Genomic DNA, 16,988 nt, shown 5'->3' with positions numbered 1-16,988 from the left:
GCCCGCACCCATCGCAGCGGTCGTGCATCACCGGCTCAGGTGCAGGAACTGCAGGTGCCGCTCGTACTGGCTGATGATGTCGTTGATGATCTGCTTGCGGCTGTATCCGACCAGGTCGTAATCCTGGCTGCCTTCGAACAGATGCACTTCGGCGCGGTAGTAGCGCTGGTTGCGCAGCTGCTGGGCGGCGAACGACGGCGTCAGGTAGCCGCGGAGGATCACCCGATACAGGAAGTCCTGCTGCTCGCCATGGTTGACCGAAAGTTCCATGTCGCCGGCTTCGATGCGGGTATGCACATCCCAGCCCTGCCCGCGCAGCTGCTCGGCCACGGCTTCCATCGCCGGTTTCACCGTGTCATCCATGAAGCGGTAGACCTGGTCGCGCACCGGGAAGTGCATCGCCTGGCTCAGGCGCTGGCGCCAGCCCTGGTGGTGGCGATCGTCGCCGATCAGCGGCGATGGCCGGTACTGCAGCGCGCGCTTGCGGTGCGATTCGTCACTGAAGGCTCGGGTGAGGCCCCACATCATCAGCAGCAGCACCGCCGAGAATGGCAGTGACGCCAGCACCACCGCCGACTTCAACGCATCGATGCTGCCCGCCAGCAGCAGGCCTGCGGTGAGCACGGCGATCACCGTGCCCCAGAACACGCGCAGCCAGCGCGGGCCATCGTCTTCCGGAGCGCCGCCGTGCGACGACAGCGTGGACAGCACCACCGCGCCCGAATCGGCCGATGTCACGAAAAAGATGAAGCTGACCAGCACGGTCACCGCGATCACCGTGCGGCTCCACGGATAACCATCAAGCAATGCGTACAGCACGGTCGGTGGGTCATCCACGGCCAGCTGTGCCAGCTGCTGCTGGCCATGGTGCAGCACCTGGTCCAGCGCGCTGTTGCCGAAGATCGACAGCCAGGCCAGGGTGAAGCCGAGCGGAATCAGCAGCACGCCGAACACGAATTCGCGGATGGTACGTCCGCGCGAGATGCGGGCGATGAACAGGCCGACGAACGGCGCCCAGCCGATCCACCAGGCCCAGTAGAACACCGTCCAGCCGCCCAACCATGCCGGCCGTCCGCCATAGGCGTACACGTCAAAGCTCTTGCCGACCACGCTGCCCAGATAGTCGCCCAGGTTCTGCATCAACGTGCCGAACAGGTATTGGGTGGGCCCGGCGAACAGCATGAACAGCACCAGCGCGATCGCCAGCAGCATGTTGATGTTGGCCATCCAGCGGACCCCCTTCTCCACGCCGGACACTGCCACGGCCACCGCCGCCCCCATCATGCTGGCGACCAGGGCGATCTGCACGAAGTTCGAGTGCGGGATGTCGAACAGGTGCGACAACCCGGCGTTGAGGTGCAGGACACCGAAGCCCATGTCGGCGCCGATGCCGAACACGGTGGCGACGATGCCCAGCGCATCCACTGTGTAGCCGATCGGGCCGTTGATGCGCTTGCCGATCAGCGGATACAGCGCCGAGCGCAGCGCCAACGGCAGGTTGTGGCGATAGGCGAAGTAGGCCATGGCCATTGCCGCCAGCGCGAACACGCCCCAGCCATGCAGGCCCCAGTGCAGGAACAGCAGCTGCATGGCCTGGCGCGCGCCGGCCTCACCGGCGGCGGGAGCGCCCTGCGGCGGCTGCAGGTAATGGGTCAGCGGCTCGGAGACACAGAAGAAGAACAGGGTGATGCTGATACCCGCGGCGAACAGCATGCCCGCCCAGGAGAGATAGCTGAACTCGGGCTCGTCATGGTCGGCACCGAGCTTGATGCCACCATACTTGGACAGCGCCACGCCGACCACGAACACCAGATAGAGGGTCATCGCCAGCAGGTAGTACCAGCCAACGTTGAGTGCCGCCCAGTCCTGTGCGCTGAGCAGCAGGCGACCGGCACCGATCGGATAGAGGCTGACGAACAGCGCGAACGCCACGACGATGATCGCCGCGAAGGCGAATACAGGCCGCAGGGTGCGCACCGGGGATTGTTGCGGCTCCAGGGCTTCCACGGGGCGGCGTTCTCCGGTCGATCAAAGAGTGAGCCGGCGGATTCTGGCTGAACGGCGGTGGACGCAGGATGAAGTGCTGTCGCGCGATGACAGCACAGGGACAGCACGCGCGTGGTATCACGCGCGCGCCGCGAAGTTCAGCGCATCACGTGCACGGCGCACAACTTGTTGCCGTCGGGATCGCGCAGGTAGGCCAGGTACAGCTGCCGCCCGGCCTTGTGGCGTACGCCCGGTGGATCTTCGATGGCGCTGCCGCCGTGGGCGATGCCTGCGTCCTGCCAGGCGTGCACCGCCTGCGGAGTCTCCAGCGCGAAACCAATGGTGCCGCCATTGGCGTGGCACGCCGGCTGGCCATCGATGGGCGGGGTCACGATGAACATCCGCCCGTCCTTGATGTAGACCAGTTTTCCATCTTCATCGGTCATGCCCGGTCGGCCGCCGATGGCTGCGAACAGTGCGTCGTAGAAGCGGCGCGAGACCGCAAGATCATTGGAACCGACGGTGATGTGGCTGAACATGGCGGCACTCCGTTGCGGAAAAACCGCAGTGTCGGACAGCGCGCTCCGGTCTGCAATCGTCGCCGCTCATGCGGTACTGAGCAGAAGCACCGCCCCCGTCACCAGTGCAATGCCGATCCAGCCGATGGGCCGCAGGCGATTGCCGAACAGCAGGCGCCCGCAGGCAGCGGTGCCGATCACGCCGATGGCACCCCACAGCGCATAGGCCGTGGCCAGGTCCAGGTAGCGCACTGCCTGGCCCAGCAGCGCGAAGGCGATCCAGACCATGACGACGGCGGCGACACCCCAATGCCAGCGGCGGAAGCCTTCAGACTTGGCCACCATCATGTTTGCCGCGACGTCGATCAGTGCGGAACAGATCACGAAGAACAGTGCCGTTGTGTTCATCAGTGCGCCTCCCCAAGGGTGACGCAGACAATGCCGGCCACCGCCAGCAGCAGGCCGGCCAGCTGCTGCATCGACAGGCTCTCGCCGAACACCGCAATGCCGACCAGGGTCAGCAGGGTCAGCCCCAGCCCCTCCCACACCGCGTACGCAACGCCGACCGCGATGCGCCGTACCGACAGCGCCAGGAAGTAATAGGACAACGCCAGCGCCCCGGCCATCACCAGGTAGCCGGTCCAGCCACCGGCGCGGGCGGCATGGGCCATGAAGGACGTGCCGACCACTTCGGCGACGATCGCCACGGTCAGGCAGGCCCAGGCAATCAGGGGGCCTGGGGCGGGAACACGACGGGTCATGGGAAAACTCCAGCAGGATTCACAGCGCCCGCTGACAGGGGCGATGGCGCCCAGTATCATCGCCCTTTACGATGGATCAAAAATGGAATCCATCGATATTAGCGATGGATCGATGCCCTACTCTCCTGAATCCCTGCAGGCGTTCGTCGAGGCTGCCGCACTGGGCTCCTTCTCGGCTGCTGCGCGGCGCCTGCGCAAGACCCAATCGACGGTCAGCACCGCCATCGCCCATCTGGAAGCCGATCTGGGCGTATCGCTGTTCGACCGCAGCGGGCGCTATCCGCAGCTTACCGACCCGGGGCGACAGGTGCTGGGCCATGCCCAGGAAATCCTGGCTGCCGATGCGCGCCTGCGGCAGCTGAGCGTGCGCCTGGCTGCACCTGTCGAACCCCGGCTGACGGTGGTGTTCTCCGATGTTTACCAGCTGGACCCGGCGCAACAGGTGCTGCAGCGTTTCGCTGAAGCCTTTCCCGAAATCGAACTGGAGTGGCTCGACGCTGAAGGGCACGATGTGCTGGAACTGGTCGGCAGCGGCCGCGCCGGACTGGGCCTGCTGCCTCGCCAGGAGCGCTATCCGGATGCAGTGATCGCACAGCCCCTGGCCCATCACAGCGAGCTGGCGGTGTATGTCGCGCACGGACACGCACTGGCCGCGGCCGGTGCGCGCGCCGCACCGCAGCTTGCCCGCCATCGACAGATTCGCTTGAGCGCACAGGTCGATCACGCGCGTGCCGTCGCCGGCCCGGCCTGGACCGCATCGGACTACCTGATGGTGATGGAAATGGCCGAGGAAGGCATCGGCTGGGCCGAACTCCCGAGAGCGCTGGTGCAGCGCTACGACCGCGGACACCTGGTGGAACTGGCCCTGCCCGGTTGGCCGCGGCGCATCCACAGCGACCTGGTATGGCGACGCGACACGCCGCCCGGGCCGGCCGCACTGTGGTGGGCCGACGCGCTGCGGTAGCGCCGGGCCGTATCGGCCCGGGATGTATCAAGGTTGGTTGCAACCGCAGCCGCGCATGGGCTCGGCACTCCCCCTCAGCGATGCGCCAGTGCGTAGTCCAGCGCAGAGCAGACCGCGGCCACCTGCGCGTCGTTGCACTGCTGCGGCGTGGCGCGCGGGCTGTCCGGGTAGACTTCGGTGGTGGTGGTGTACGGCGCACCGGTGATGCCGGCACAGAGGGCCAGTTCCACCAGCGGGTACTCGATCACGCCATGGGCCACCACCGGAGAGCCGATGATCTCGCCCTTGTCGTCGGCCGGTGCAATGTGGGTCACCTTTTCCACCGCCGCGATCACGGCCTGCTGGAACGCCGGCTGCGGATTGGCGCTGTCGTCCACCAGGTAGAAGCCATCAGGAATCAGGCCCGGTTCGAACGGCTTGCCGTCGCGCGCCGCCAGCGCAGGGCGGAACTCGCTTTCATCGCTGTCGGTCGTCTCATGCAGATCGATGTGCAGCACGAACTGGCCCTTGAGGGGTTCGATCAGCTCGATCAGCGCGGTTGATTCGCGAGCCGGACCACCGGCACGGAAGTTGCGGTTCGGATCGATCGCGTCGAAGTTCCAGCGGTTGATGCGCTCGAAGCCCCACGGGTTGACGCACGGTGCCACCAGCAGGTTGGCCTTGCCCGCGTATTCGGCCGCGTGCTTCTCAAGGAACTCCAGGGCACCCATCACGCCACTGGTTTCGTAGCCGTGCACGCCGCCGGTGACCAGCGCCGCCGGCAGCGCCGGGTTCCAGTCGCGGCTGCGCAGGGCGAACAGGGTATAGGTCTCTCCCGCGTAGTCGAGCTGGCCGTAGGCCACCTTGTCGAAGCGCGCTGCCAGTGCCTCGATGCGCGGAAGTACTTCCTCGTCGTAGCGGCGCAGGCGCTGCTGGCGCGCACGCCACTGCTCCCGTTCCGCCGCTCCCCACGGCTGGCCAGGGGTTCCGACGGGATAGAAGACAGCTGCAGGCATGACGGATCTCGGTGAGTCAGGAGGCAATCATTCACTTTACCACCCGACCCCGGAGGCCATCTGCCCTCGATTCCATTCACGAATGGAATCAGCAATAATTCTCATTTACCACCTCCCCTGTGCCGTCCAGATGCCCCTCCGCACCCCGAAACCGGCCCAGCTGCCCTTGGTGGCAGCCCTCGCCCTGTGCCTGATGCCCCTTGCTTCGGCCCTCGCCCAGGACGCGCCGACCACGCTCGACAGCATCCAGATCTCCGGCAGTTGGCTGGGCACCGGCCTGCATGACAGCGTCAAGAGCTTCGCCGGGGCACGTACGGTGGTCGATCGCCAGCGCATCGAGGCCAGTGGCGCGACCAGCATCGGCGACGCCATGCGCCGCATCCCCGGCGTGCAGATCACCGACAACTCCGGCACCGCCGGCAGTTCGGTGTCGCTGAACATCGGCGTGCGCGGCCTCACCGGCCGCTACTCACCCCGCTCGACGGTGCTGCTGGATGGCGTGCCGCTGGCCGTCGCACCCTACGGCCAGCCCCAGCTGTCGTTCGCGCCGGCCAGCCTGTCCAACATCGAATCGATCGACGTCGTGCGCGGCGGCGGAGCCGTGCGTTACGGGCCGCAGAACGTGGGCGGCATCATCAACTTCAGCACCCGCGCCATTCCGCAGCAGAGCGGCCTGCACGGCGAGGTCGGGATCCGCTACAACGCCCATGACCATGGCGGCGGCGACAGCACCCAGTACAACACCTTCCTCGGCGGCACCAGCGACAACGGCCTGGGCGTCGCCCTGCTCTATTCCGGCCAGGACGGTCGCGGCTGGCGCGAAGGCAGCGACGACCGTTTCAACGATCTGGCACTGAAGTTCGCCTACGCCATCGACGACCAGCAGACGCTGCGTGCCAAGCTGTCCTACTACGATGTCCGCTCGCTGACGCCAGGCGGCCTGACCCGCGCGCAGTACGAGGCGGATCCGTTCCAGAACACGCGTCCCGATGACTTCTGGAAGGGCCACCGCACGGGCATCGATCTGGGCTACACCCACACGTTGTCCGACACCAGCGAGTTCGAGGTACTGGCCTATTACAACGAGAGCACCCGTGCCAGCTCGCTGATCAACGCTGCCAACACCCAGGTGAGCGTGCAGCCGCGCGACTACCGCGTGCTCGGCATCGAACCGCGCTACACCCAGCGCCTGCACTGGGGGGCAAGCGTGCACGACGTCACCGCGGGCTACCGCTTCCTGCGCGAGCGCGGCAACGACCGCAGCTACACGGTGACCCGCCGCACCGGCGCCGCAAGCCCCATCAACCGCTTCGACAATGCCACCGACGCCCACGCCTTCTATCTCGACGACCGCATCGCCATCGGCCAGTGGCGGATCACGCCGGGGGTGCGCATGGAATGGATCGACATGGACCGCCGTCAGGCCGATGGCGGCACCACCTTCAGCAGCCGCAACGACAAAGCCCTGCCCTCGCTCAACGTCGCCTACCTGTTGACCCCGCAGCTGACCGTGTTCGGCAACTACACCACCTCGTTCGGGCCGGTGCAGAACATCCAGCTGAACTCGCAGACCGCCAGCAATCCGCTGAATCCGGAGGTGGCCAGGACCACCGAGCTGGGCGCCCGCTGGCAGGACGGCGCACTGCGCGCGGACGTCACGGTGTTCAGGATGCGCTTCGACAACCAGATCCTGCAGGTGCCGGGGATTACCCCGCCCACCTTCCAGAACATCGGTGCGACCGATCACAAGGGTGTGGAAAGCGCGCTCGAATACCGCTTCGCCGAAGACAGCGTGCTGGCCGGACTGGAACTGTACGCCAACTACACCTGGACCAAGGCGATCCAGCAGTCCGGTGACAACCGCGGCCGGGACGTGCCCTTCTACTCGCGCGACACCGACAGCATCGGCGCCCGCTATGCGCTGTCGGCCTGGACCTTCAATGTCTCCAGCACGCACCAGAGCGGCCAGTTCTCCGACGCTGCCAACACCTGGCAGGAAAGCGCCGATGCACGTGTGGGCCGCGTGCCGGGGGTGCGGCTGTGGAATGCGCAGGTGGCCTGGCAGGTTCCGGGGCTGGGCGACAGCGAGATCACGGCCGGCGTGAACAACCTGGCCGACAAGCGCTGGTACACCCGCAATGTCGACGGCAATGCCGGGCGCATGGTGGCCGCGCCACGCACCTTCTACCTGCAGGGACGCTACCGCTTCTGATGCGGTAAATGCCCGATGCGGTGACGGTGGCGATCACGATGGCGGCGTATCATGCCGCCACCATGGCCTCCACGGTTCCACCATCGCGCCTGCATCTGGCCTTCCAGGGCCTGCGACTGCGCCTGCGTGGCAGCGACCTGTGGTTCATCGCACTGGCGTTGCTGGTCGGCCTGATCGCCGGTGGCCTGACGCTGCTGCAATCGGACATCGCGCGCGGGCTGCAGAGTGCGCTGTACGGGCTGGAACCCGGCATGCGCCTCAGCTCCCTGCCCGCGCTCAGCTGGACCGCCCTGCTGGTGCTGCCGCTGGGCGGCCTGCTGGTCGGGCTGGTCAGCCTGGCGGCCGCGCGGCGCAAGCGCCCGCTGCTCGACGCGGTCGAGGCCAATGCCCTGCATGGCGGTCGCATGTCGATGCGCGACAATCTGATCGTGCTCACCCAGACCCTGCTGTCGAACGGCTGCGGTGCGTCCGTCGGCCTTGAGGCTTCGTATACCCAGACGGGTGCGGGCAGCGGCTCGCAGCTGGGCCGTGTCATGCGCCTGCGCCGCAATGATGTGCGCATCCTGGTCGGTGCCGGTGCCGCCGGCGCCATCGCCGCGGCCTTCGGGGCTCCGCTGGCCGGCGCGTTCTACGCGTTCGAGATCGTCATCGGCGCCTACACGCCCGCCGCTCTCGCGCCTGTGGCCCTGGCCGCACTGGCGGGTGCATTCGTCGCCGACCAGGCTGGCATCGAGGCGTACCTGCTGCCCGCAGCCTCGACCATCGATGTGCGCGCCGCCGACTACGCGATCTACGGCCTGCTCGGTTGCTGCTGCGCGATGGTGGGGATCGGCGTGATGCGACTGATCGCCTCCATCGAAGGCGTGGTCAAGCGCAGTCCACTGCCCCTGTGGGGGCGCCCGGTGGTCGGCGGCCTCCTGCTGATTCCACTGGCCATGGCCAGCCCGCAGGTGCTTTCCTCCGGTCACGGTGCGCTGCACCTGGACCTGACCACGCAGCTGCCACTGATCTGGATCGGCGGCCTGCTCGCCCTGAAGCTTCTGGCCTCGGGCATTTCGCTGGGCTTCGGCTTCCGAGGTGGTCTTTTCTTTGCGTCGCTGTTCATGGGCACCCTGGTCGGCACCCTGTTTGCCGGCCTGCTGGCGACGGCCACCGGCGTGCCCGTGGTTGATGCCACGTCCGCGGCGCTTGCGGGCATGGCCGCGTTGGCCGCCGCAGTGGTCGGCGCGCCGATGACCATGGCCATGCTGGTGCTGGAAGGCACCCACGACTTCCTGCTGACCAGCGTCGTGATGAGCGCGGTACTGGTCTCCAGCACACTGGTCCGCCAGTGGTTCGGTTACTCGTTCTCGACATGGCGCATGCATCTGCGCGGCGAAACCATCCGCAGCGCACGCGACGTCGGCTGGATCCACACCCTCAACGCCGGGCGGATGATGCGCAAGGGCGTTGCCACCACTCCGGCCGGGCTGGATGCCGCTGCGTTCCGCCAGCGTTTCCCGCTGGGCTCCGGCGGTCGCGTGGTCCTGATCGACAGCGAAGGCCACTACGCCGGCATCGTGCAGATTCCGCGCGTCTTCGCCGACGGCGTGAAGCCGGAGACACCCGTTGGCGATCTGGCCGAGAACCGCGAGGTGTCACTGTTGCCGGGCGCGGATGTGGTCAGCGTGATGCAGTGCTTCGACCGGACGCAGGCCGACGAACTGGCCGTGGTTGCCGCCGATGGCCAGCTGCTGGGCATTGTTTCCGAGGCCTTCGTGCGCAGGCGCTACGCCGAGGAGCTGGACAAGCGCCAGCGCGAACTGATGGGCGAGCGCGTCGAAGACGCCGATTGATCGCCCGCCCCGCTGCTACAGCGCTTCGCCGGCATCGGCCAGCCGCGACTCGATCAACGCGTACCATTGCTCCAGCATGTCGATCAGCATGTCCAGCTCTGCATCGGCACGCTGCGCCCGGCCACTGCGCAGGCAGGCCTGGGTTTCCTGCAGCTGGGCCAGGAACCCGGCCACGGTATCGGCCTGCAGGATCAGGCCCGGCAGGCGCCGCCCGGGGATGCGCACGACCGCATGATTGCCGAGCTGGCCATACACGCTGAGGGTGGTTTCCGTCTTCATGGACAGAGGCAGGAATTGGGCGTTCATCGCGTGCACCGTATGAAAACCTGAGCCACCGGCAGGGGTGGACGACGGGGGAGACGTGGCCACGTCCTGCCGGTGGTCAGGGGGGACTCGGGATGCCGGGGCATGGCCACGGCGCGGGAGACTTCAGCGCGGGTGCGCGATCCCGACGATCTGCACCCGGCGATTCGGCGCAAGGCACGCGATCAGTTCGCGACGGTTGCGCTGTGCGCACTGCACGATCGGTTCAGCCGCGCCGCGCCCTTCGGCACTGATGCTGCCCGGCGGCACTCCGCCCTGCACCAGGGCCGTGCGCACCGCTTCGGCCCGCTTCTGCGAGAGTTGCTGGTTGTAGCTGGCCGCACCGATACGGTCGGTGTAGCCGACGACCTGGATCGACTGCACCTTGCTGGCCTCACGGACCTGCGCCAGGATGCCCTGCACCGCCTGCTGGCCTTCCGCGCTGAGTACCGCGCTGTCGAAACCGAACAGTGCATCGGCGGCCAGGCGCAGCGGCTGTTCGGGCAGTGGCGCGGGTGCCGGCGGCGGCGGTGGTGGCCGCGGCGGGTCGAGCACGGCGGCGCAGGATTCGGGCTTCCAGTAGCCGGCCTGGGCGATGCCCTTGTTGTCGAAGCGCACCTGGAACTGGCAGGTGAAGTACTCGGCGCCCTGTGCGGTGCGGAAGTTGAACAGATAGTTCCACTCGCGCACGCCCCACATGCCTTCGTTGAAGTGGGGCGTACCCAGCAGGCTGTACAGCTGCCGCTTGCTCATCCCGGGCGCGAAGCGGCGCAGGTCGGCGATGTCGGGATAGGTACCCTCCTTCAGCGACGCCTTGGAGACTTCCGGGAAGGCCACTGCAGTGGCCTCCGCCGGACCCTCACCGGCGGGCGCGTGGCTGCGGCAGGCGGCCAGCAGGCCGGCGGCGAGGATCAGGCCCAGCGACGCGGCGATGCGGCCAGCGCGGGCGATGCGATGCTGATTCATGTCATTCCCCCTGTAGACGTTTGCGCGGCAACCGGGCCGCGATCGCGGCCCGGCTACGGCGTTACCACTGGATGCCGGCACCGACGGCCACACCGGCCTCGCCACGGCTGTTGGTAGAGCCGCTGAACTTGTAGATCCAGCGGCCTCCTTCCGAGACACCGGACAGGCCCACCGCCACGCCCGATTCGCCGTTGTAGCTGCCGGCGGCGAACGAGGCCATGCTGCGACCCGCTTCGCTCGGCTGCGGCAGCGAGGCCGTGGCCATGGCCGAAGCGATGCCGGCCGAAGCGCGGTTGTCGGTCCTGCGCAGGTCGCGCTCGAAGCCGCCCATGCGCTCGTCGGTATAGGCCTTCGACCAGTCCAGAGTCTGCGCCATGCCGGACTTCAGCTGGTCGACATTGACCGCGTCGGTGCCTGCCGTACCGGCGGCAACGTTGCGGACCGTCGTCGGGCCGCTGGTGCTGCTGCCGAGAGTGACACTGTTGAAGTTGGTGGCTCCGTTGACGGTGGTGTCGTAGCGGATGGTGCCCTGCTGCGAGGCCTGCAGCTGCCGCACGTTGACCGCATCGGTGGCCTGGGTGCCGTCTGCCACATTGACCACCTGCCGTTCGGCGCCGCTGGCCCCAACCGAAACCGTGTTGGCACGGTTGGCCACCGACCCTGCGCCCAGGGCCACCGAGTTGTCGGCCTGTGCCTGCGAGCCGTTGCCCAGGGCAGTCGAGTTGGCACCGGCCGCCGTCGATCCTGCACCACCGGCTGCGGAATTGGCGCCCGTCGCGGCCGGATCGGCCAGGTTGTTGCTGTTGTTGGCGCGGAAGCTGCCGGCGACGTTGGTGATGTTCTGGATCTTCTGGTCGGTGTAGGCCTTGGACTGATCGATGGCATAGTTCACGCCATTCTTCAGCTGGCCGACATTCGTCGCGTCGTGATCGTCCGAGCCGTCGGCAACGTGGGTGATCTTGCGTTCACTGCCGCTGCTGCCGACCGACACTTCGCCTGCCGAATTGCTGGCACCCGTCTGACCATAGGCACCGGTATAGCCGCTCTGCGCGCCGACGCTGGCCACCGAGCCGGCACCCAGTGCCACGCTGTTGTCCGCGCTGGCGTTGGCACCGTTGCCGACTGCCACGGCCGAAGCACCTGCCGCACTGGCCTGCGGACCCACCGCCAGCGCCTCCGCACCCGCCGCAGCGGCCGCCGCGGCGCTGGAGTTCACTGCCAGGTACGGGCTGCCGCCACCGTTGGTGATGCGCTGGTTGAGCACCCTCAGCGAACCGTCCACCGCGGAGAACGCCGCGGTGACGTTGCTGTAGTCGTTGGCGGTCAGGGTGCCGTCGGTGGCGATGCTGGAGATGCTGAACGACGGCGCGGTCCACAGATTGGTGGTGCCGTCGAAGGCCGTGCTGCCGCCGAAGTAGCTGGCGATGGTCGAGTTCGTGCTGAACAGCTGGTCGCCGGTGATGGCGTCGCTGCTGCCTGCAAGGATGCTGCCGGCCGCCACGTTGGTCACCTTCACCGCACCCGTGCCGGTACCACTCAGGGTGACCGTGTTCACGACGTTGCCACTGCCATCGACATCGTACTTCACCGCGCGCTTGTCGATATCGTCGGTCTGGTCCGCGACATTGGCCAGCGAATTGCTGACCGCGTCGAAGGCGGTGCCGACGTCGTTGTAGCTGCCCTGGCTGATGGTGCCATTGGCGGCGATGTTGTTGATCGTGTAGGTCGGCGCGGTCAGCACGCCGGCCGCATTGACCGCCGCGCCGCCGCCGAGGTGGGTGGCAACGGCCTGGTTGGCAGCGAACAGCTGGGCACCATTGATGGCTTCGGTGCTCGTGGCGCTCACCTGGCCCGGGCCGAGGTTGCGCAGCGTGGTCGCCGTGCCGCCCTGACCCAGCGTGGCGCTGGCGTAGTTGACGCTGCCATCGCCATTGAGGTCGTAGCGCAGCGCGCCTTCCTCCGAGGCCTGCAGCTGGCCCAGGTTCACCGCATCGGTGGCAGCCGTACCGGCGGCCAGATTCGTCACCTGGCGTTCGGCACCCGCGGCACCGATCGACACGCTGTTCGCACGATCAGCCAGGCTGCCGGCACCGACCGCGATCGCGTTGGCCGCCGTGGCGCGGGCGTTGGTACCGACCGCGATGGAGTCGGCACCGGTGGCCACTGCCTCCACACCCGTGGAGTTCACCCGCAGGTACTTGGTGCCGCCGTTGCGGATATCGTTGATCTGCGTGTTGAGATTGACCAGCGAGCCGTCGACGGCGTCGAAGGCATCGGTCGCATTGTTGTACAGGCCCTGCGCAATGGCGCCATCGGTGGAGATCGTGCTGATCTCGAACAGCGGCGCGGTGAAGGCGCCACTGACCGGATCGAAGGCGGTGATGCCACCGAAGAAGCCGGCGATGGCGGCGTTGGTGGTGGCCAGCTGGCCGCCGTTGACGGCTTCCAGGCTGCCGGCGGTGACCGCACCCGCGGCGAGGTTGCCGATGGTGGTGGTACCGGTGCCGTTGCCGAGCGTGACGCGGCGATAGTCTGGATTGCCTGCGCCATCGACGTCGTACATCACCGCGCCGGCCGAAACATCGTCGATGAGGCTGATCGCACCCTTCAACTGGGCGACGTTGACCGCATCGGTGTTGGCGCTACCCGCAGCCAGGTTGGTGATCTGGCGCTCGCCACCGTTGGCGGTACCCACCGAAACTTCACCGGCAGAGACCTGGGCGGCAGTCAGACCATAGGCGCTGTAGCTGGCCTGTGCGCCGCGCAGCGCTGCGGAACGGTAGCCCAGCGCCACCGAATTGGCCTGGTTGGAGGTCGCCTCCGCACCCAGCAGGGTCTGGCCGTTGGCAGTACCCACCGCGCTGTCGCCGACGATCACCGAGTGGCCCATGCGCGCGGCGTAGTCCGCAGTCGGCACGCCGGTTGGATTGGTGGGATCGTTGGGACCGGCTCCCGGGAACGCCACGTTGGCGTCCACCTTCGGCAGCTCATGGCGGGCATTGGCGCCGATCACCACTTCCTTGGAGCCGTTGGCGAAGGCACCGTCACCCATCAGCACCTGGTAATCCTGTGCGGCGTTGACCGCCCAGCAGGAGATGTCGGCCAACGCGATATCCAGGCACTTGGCGGCCCATGCCGGCGAATCGGTCGGCAGCAGCAGGCCCAGCAGGCCACCGGGGTTGCCGTTGTTGATGTTGTAGATGTAACTGTCGGAGGTGACGCCACCGATCAGGGTCAGGTGCGAGCTGCCACCGGTCACCGCGCCGCCCAGGCCATTGAGGGTGCTGCCGACCGGTGACAGGTTCACGACCGGCAGGCCGAGCACGTTGACCGTGGAGTAGGCCTGCATCACGTTCGCGTTGCTGAGCTTGAGATTGCCGTTGTGCAGATAGCCGTCACCGCCGAACAGGCTGCTGGTCGTCGGGCCGATCAGCTGGCCGACGTTGCCGACCAGGCCACCGGTACCGATGATGAGTCCCGCATTCGGATCAGCCGGAGCGGGTGCCTTCGGGCTGTCCGGCGGAATCGCCGAGGGCTGGGTCAGGCCCAGGCCACCCAGCGTGCCGCCCACCAGCCCGCCGACTGCGCCGCCGAGATTGTTGACGGTACCGTTGAGGTTGCCCTCCAGCAGGTTGCCCACCGCACCGCCGACGTTGCCGAGCGTGCCGGTGAGTACGCCGTCCAGCCCGCTGCCTGGCGTGGTGCTTCCACCCCCGAGCAGGCCACCGACAACGCTGCCGACCGAGCCGACCGTATTGTTGAGTGCACCGCCCACGGCACCTCCGATGGTGCCGACGGTGCCGTTGAGCACACCACCCACCGCACCACCGACTGCGCCGACCGTGCCGTTGAGCACGCCTCCGACTGCACCGCCGACTGCGCCCACGGTGCCGTTCAAAGCACCGCCTACGGCGCTGCCGACTGTGCCAACGGTGCCGTTCAGCGCACCGCCGACTGCACCGCCGACCGCGCCGACAGTTCCATCCAGGACGCCACCGACCGCACCTACCGTACCGTTCAACGCGCCGCCTACCGCGCTGCCGACCGTGCCGACCGTGCCGTTGAGCGCACCGCCAACGGTGCCCACGGTTCCATCGAGGACACCGCCGACTGCACCTACGGTGCCGTTCAGAGCGCCGCCTACGGCGCTGCCGACCGTGCCAACCGTGCCGTTGAGCGCACCGCCAACGGTGCCGACAGTTCCATCCAGGACGCCGCCGACCGCACCTACGGTGCCGTTCAGAGCGCCACCCACGGCACTGCCAACCGTGCCGACGGTGCCGTTGAGCGCACCGCCAACGGTGCCGACAGTTCCATCCAGGACACCGCCGACTGCACCTACGGTGCCGTTGAGCGCGCCACCGACTGCACCACCGACAGTGCCGGTGGTTCCATCGAGGACGCCGCCAACCGCACCCACGGTACCGTTCAAAGCGCTGCCTACGGCGCTACCGACCGTGCCGACCGTGCCGTTGAGCGCGCCACCCACCGCACCACCGACGGTGCCGACGGTTCCATCGAGGACGCCGCCAACCGCACCCACGGTACCGTTCAAAGCGCTGCCTACGGCGCTACCGACCGTGCCGACGGTTCCATCGAGGACGCCGCCAACCGCACCCACGGTGCCGTTCAACGCGCCGCCTACGGCGCTGCCGATCGTGCCGACTGTGCCGTTGAGCGCGCCACCCACCGCACCACCGACGGTGCCGACGGTTCCATCGAGGACACCGCCAACCGCACCCACGGTGCCGTTCAACGCGCCGCCTACGGCGCTGTCGACCGTGCCGACCGTGCCGTTGAGCGCGCCACCCACAGCACCACCGACGGTGCCGACGGTTCCATCGAGGACACCGCCAACCGCACCCACGGTGCCGTTCAAAGCGCCGCCTACGGCGCTGCCGATCGTGCCGACCGTGCCGTTGAGCGCGCCACCCACAGCACCACCGACGGTGCCGACGGTTCCATCGAGGACGCCACCTACAGCACCTACGGTGTTGTTCAACGTGTCGCCCAGGGAACCACCGACGTTGCCGACGGTGCCGTTCAGTACACCGCCCACCGCACTGCCGACCGTACCGACAGCACCGTGGAGCGTGCCGCCTACTGCGCCCACGGTGTTGTGCAGCGTGCCGCCCACTGCGCCACCCACGGTGCCGACAGTGCCGTTCAGTACACCGCTCACCGCACCGCCGACGGCGCCGACGGTTTCGTGTAGCGTTCCGCCTGCTGCGCTGCCCACCGTGCCGACCACGTCGTGCACTACGCCACCCACAGCACCGCCGACCGTGCCGGCAGCTCCGTGAAGCGTGCCACCTACTGCGCCCACGGTGTTGTGCAGCGTGCCGCCCACTGCGCTACCTACGGTGCCGACGGTTTCGTGCAGCGTCTCGCCTGCTGCGCTGCCCACCGTGCCGACTACGCCGTGCACTACGCCACCCACCGCACCGCCAAGATCGCCCAGGGCGCCGTGATGCAGGCCTCCGAGACCGAGCGTGCTGGCCTGCGCACTCACGACGGTCCGGCCCGCGAGCTTCAGGTTGCGATCGGCCACCACGTCCTGGCCACCCGGGCCCTGCACGCGCACCTTGCCGGCGACGCCTGCATCGAACGCCGCCGTGATCGCGCGATCATCGGTCTCGCCCGGCAGTTCTTCCTTGGCGGGCAAGCTCACCGCTGCGGTTGCGGAGGCCTTGCCCTGGCCCTCGATTCGATGTCCGGCGATGGCCAGATGCGAGTCGGCGTTGCCGTCGATGCCGGCCTTCAACCCGGACAATCCCTGCGAGGATGTCGTGATACCCGCTGCCGCCTTGGCGCCGGCACCCACCGATGCCACCGGGGCACCCGCGATGCCGACCCTGGCCTTTGCCTTCGCATCGGCCGTCAGCCCCAGCGGCGAAGCGGAGCCGGAGGAAACGTTCGCTGCCAGTGAGGTATCCACCTGGGTACCTGCTCCGATGCCGAGCTGGGCCCGCACATCAGCGGCCAGCGCTGGCGTGGGCACATGCTGCGGCGATGCGTTCGCCCCCAGCTTCACCTGCACGGCGGCCGGCAGGACCTCGTGCACCAGCGGCAGCGAGGCCGTGCTCAGCTGCAGGCCCACACGCGTATCGGCACTGATCGCAGGCGTGGCCTGCGCCTGTCGCGCGGCTGCAGCCAGGGCGACTTCGGCATCGACCTTCACCGGCAAGGTCTGGGTGTACTTGGCCGCCAGCGCCTGCAGATCGCGCAGCGACTGATTGGATTCGGTTGCGGATGCCGGCCCGTTGGCCAGCACGCACAGCAGTGCAAGCGCAAGGGCGCTGGGCGTCAGCAGGGAGGTGCGCGGATCGCGTGATGCGGTGCCGCCGCTATCGCCGGTGGCCAGTTCCGAGGCCACAACCAGAGCATTGAGCTGGCGGTTCCATACACGCCGGTAGATGCGGTTCATGAGCATTTCCCCCGTAGGCGA

11 protein-coding genes are annotated in these 16,988 nt (G+C 67.8%); 3 read left to right on the top strand and 8 right to left on the bottom strand.

Annotation, left to right across the window (positions count from 1 at the left end):
• Positions 1 to 27: 27 nt before the first annotated feature.
• The 4 genes from betT to AC5P76_RS08850 form a co-directional block, all read right to left on the bottom strand.
• Positions 28 to 2,007 (bottom strand): choline BCCT transporter BetT, encoded by a 1,980-nt coding sequence (betT, locus tag AC5P76_RS08865; protein ID WP_253118568.1) that lies wholly within the window; start codon positions 2,005 to 2,007, stop codon positions 28 to 30.
• Positions 2,008 to 2,144: 137 nt separating this feature from the next.
• Entirely contained in the window at positions 2,145 to 2,525 is a 381-nt protein-coding gene (locus AC5P76_RS08860) for a VOC family protein (RefSeq protein WP_053517829.1), read from the bottom strand.
• A 66-nt stretch (positions 2,526 to 2,591) separates the two neighbouring features.
• Entirely contained in the window at positions 2,592 to 2,912 is a 321-nt protein-coding gene (locus AC5P76_RS08855) for a DMT family transporter (RefSeq protein ID WP_197571174.1), read from the bottom strand.
• A complete protein-coding gene (locus AC5P76_RS08850) occupies positions 2,912 to 3,265 on the bottom strand; it encodes an SMR family transporter (protein ID WP_053517832.1) in 354 nt (117 codons plus the stop codon). The genes AC5P76_RS08855 and AC5P76_RS08850 overlap by 1 nt, the downstream gene beginning before the upstream one ends.
• Before the next feature lie 112 nt (positions 3,266 to 3,377).
• Here AC5P76_RS08850 and AC5P76_RS08845 point away from each other — a divergent pair, with 112 nt between their 5' ends.
• Positions 3,378 to 4,229 carry a LysR family transcriptional regulator gene (locus AC5P76_RS08845; protein ID WP_193395903.1) on the top strand — a complete coding sequence of 284 codons (852 nt, stop codon included), beginning with the start codon at positions 3,378 to 3,380 and terminating at the stop codon, positions 4,227 to 4,229.
• Positions 4,230 to 4,303: 74 nt separating this feature from the next.
• On the opposite strand, the gene AC5P76_RS08840 is transcribed toward AC5P76_RS08845, so the two are convergent.
• Positions 4,304 to 5,224 (bottom strand): M14 family metallopeptidase, encoded by a 921-nt coding sequence (locus tag AC5P76_RS08840; protein ID WP_253118571.1) that lies wholly within the window; start codon positions 5,222 to 5,224, stop codon positions 4,304 to 4,306.
• A gap of 130 nt (positions 5,225 to 5,354) precedes the next feature.
• Here AC5P76_RS08840 and AC5P76_RS08835 point away from each other — a divergent pair, with 130 nt between their 5' ends.
• Together AC5P76_RS08835 and AC5P76_RS08830 are read left to right on the top strand one after the other, a co-directional pair.
• Complete coding sequence (locus AC5P76_RS08835) at positions 5,355 to 7,436, top strand: TonB-dependent receptor family protein (RefSeq protein WP_317233190.1); 2,082 nt, start codon at positions 5,355 to 5,357, stop codon at positions 7,434 to 7,436.
• A 38-nt stretch (positions 7,437 to 7,474) separates the two neighbouring features.
• Positions 7,475 to 9,271, top strand: coding sequence for a chloride channel protein (locus AC5P76_RS08830; RefSeq protein ID WP_495222740.1), 1,797 nt, complete (start codon positions 7,475 to 7,477; stop codon positions 9,269 to 9,271).
• Positions 9,272 to 9,286: 15 nt separating this feature from the next.
• On the opposite strand, the gene AC5P76_RS08825 is transcribed toward AC5P76_RS08830, so the two are convergent.
• The 3 genes from AC5P76_RS08825 to AC5P76_RS08815 all read right to left on the bottom strand — a co-directional run bounded on the left by AC5P76_RS08825 (position 9,287) and on the right by AC5P76_RS08815 (position 16,967).
• Entirely contained in the window at positions 9,287 to 9,577 is a 291-nt protein-coding gene (locus tag AC5P76_RS08825; RefSeq protein WP_053517836.1) for a DUF6959 family protein, read from the bottom strand.
• Between the two features lie 123 nt (positions 9,578 to 9,700).
• Complete coding sequence (locus AC5P76_RS08820) at positions 9,701 to 10,540, bottom strand: OmpA family protein (RefSeq protein ID WP_053517837.1); 840 nt, start codon at positions 10,538 to 10,540, stop codon at positions 9,701 to 9,703.
• Positions 10,541 to 10,601: 61 nt separating this feature from the next.
• Positions 10,602 to 16,967: an ESPR-type extended signal peptide-containing protein gene (locus AC5P76_RS08815; RefSeq protein ID WP_495222728.1), complete on the bottom strand. Its 6,366-nt coding sequence runs from the start codon at positions 16,965 to 16,967 to the stop codon at positions 10,602 to 10,604.
• Positions 16,968 to 16,988: the final 21 nt, after the last annotated feature.

The sequence above is a fragment of the Stenotrophomonas sp. YJH_SMC_36 genome (genome assembly GCF_059369935.1).
The sequence above is the reverse complement of the archived record's forward strand: the minus strand, read 5'-3'. Positions and strand labels throughout refer to the sequence as shown.

Coding starts and splice junctions, on each gene's coding strand:
- AC5P76_RS08860 (WP_053517829.1), bottom strand. CDS start 2,525: ATGTTCAGCCACATCACCGTCGGTTCCAATGATCTTGCGGTCTCGCGC.
- AC5P76_RS08855 (WP_197571174.1), bottom strand. CDS start 2,912: ATGAACACAACGGCACTGTTCTTCGTGATCTGTTCCGCACTGATCGAC.
- AC5P76_RS08850 (WP_053517832.1), bottom strand. CDS start 3,265: ATGACCCGTCGTGTTCCCGCCCCAGGCCCCCTGATTGCCTGGGCCTGC.
- AC5P76_RS08845 (WP_193395903.1), top strand. CDS start 3,378: ATGCCCTACTCTCCTGAATCCCTGCAGGCGTTCGTCGAGGCTGCCGCA.
- AC5P76_RS08840 (WP_253118571.1), bottom strand. CDS start 5,224: ATGCCTGCAGCTGTCTTCTATCCCGTCGGAACCCCTGGCCAGCCGTGG.
- AC5P76_RS08835 (WP_317233190.1), top strand. CDS start 5,355: ATGCCCCTCCGCACCCCGAAACCGGCCCAGCTGCCCTTGGTGGCAGCC.
- AC5P76_RS08830 (WP_495222740.1), top strand. CDS start 7,475: ATGGCGGCGTATCATGCCGCCACCATGGCCTCCACGGTTCCACCATCG.
- AC5P76_RS08825 (WP_053517836.1), bottom strand. CDS start 9,577: ATGAACGCCCAATTCCTGCCTCTGTCCATGAAGACGGAAACCACCCTC.
- AC5P76_RS08820 (WP_053517837.1), bottom strand. CDS start 10,540: ATGAATCAGCATCGCATCGCCCGCGCTGGCCGCATCGCCGCGTCGCTG.
- AC5P76_RS08815 (WP_495222728.1), bottom strand. CDS start 16,967: ATGAACCGCATCTACCGGCGTGTATGGAACCGCCAGCTCAATGCTCTG.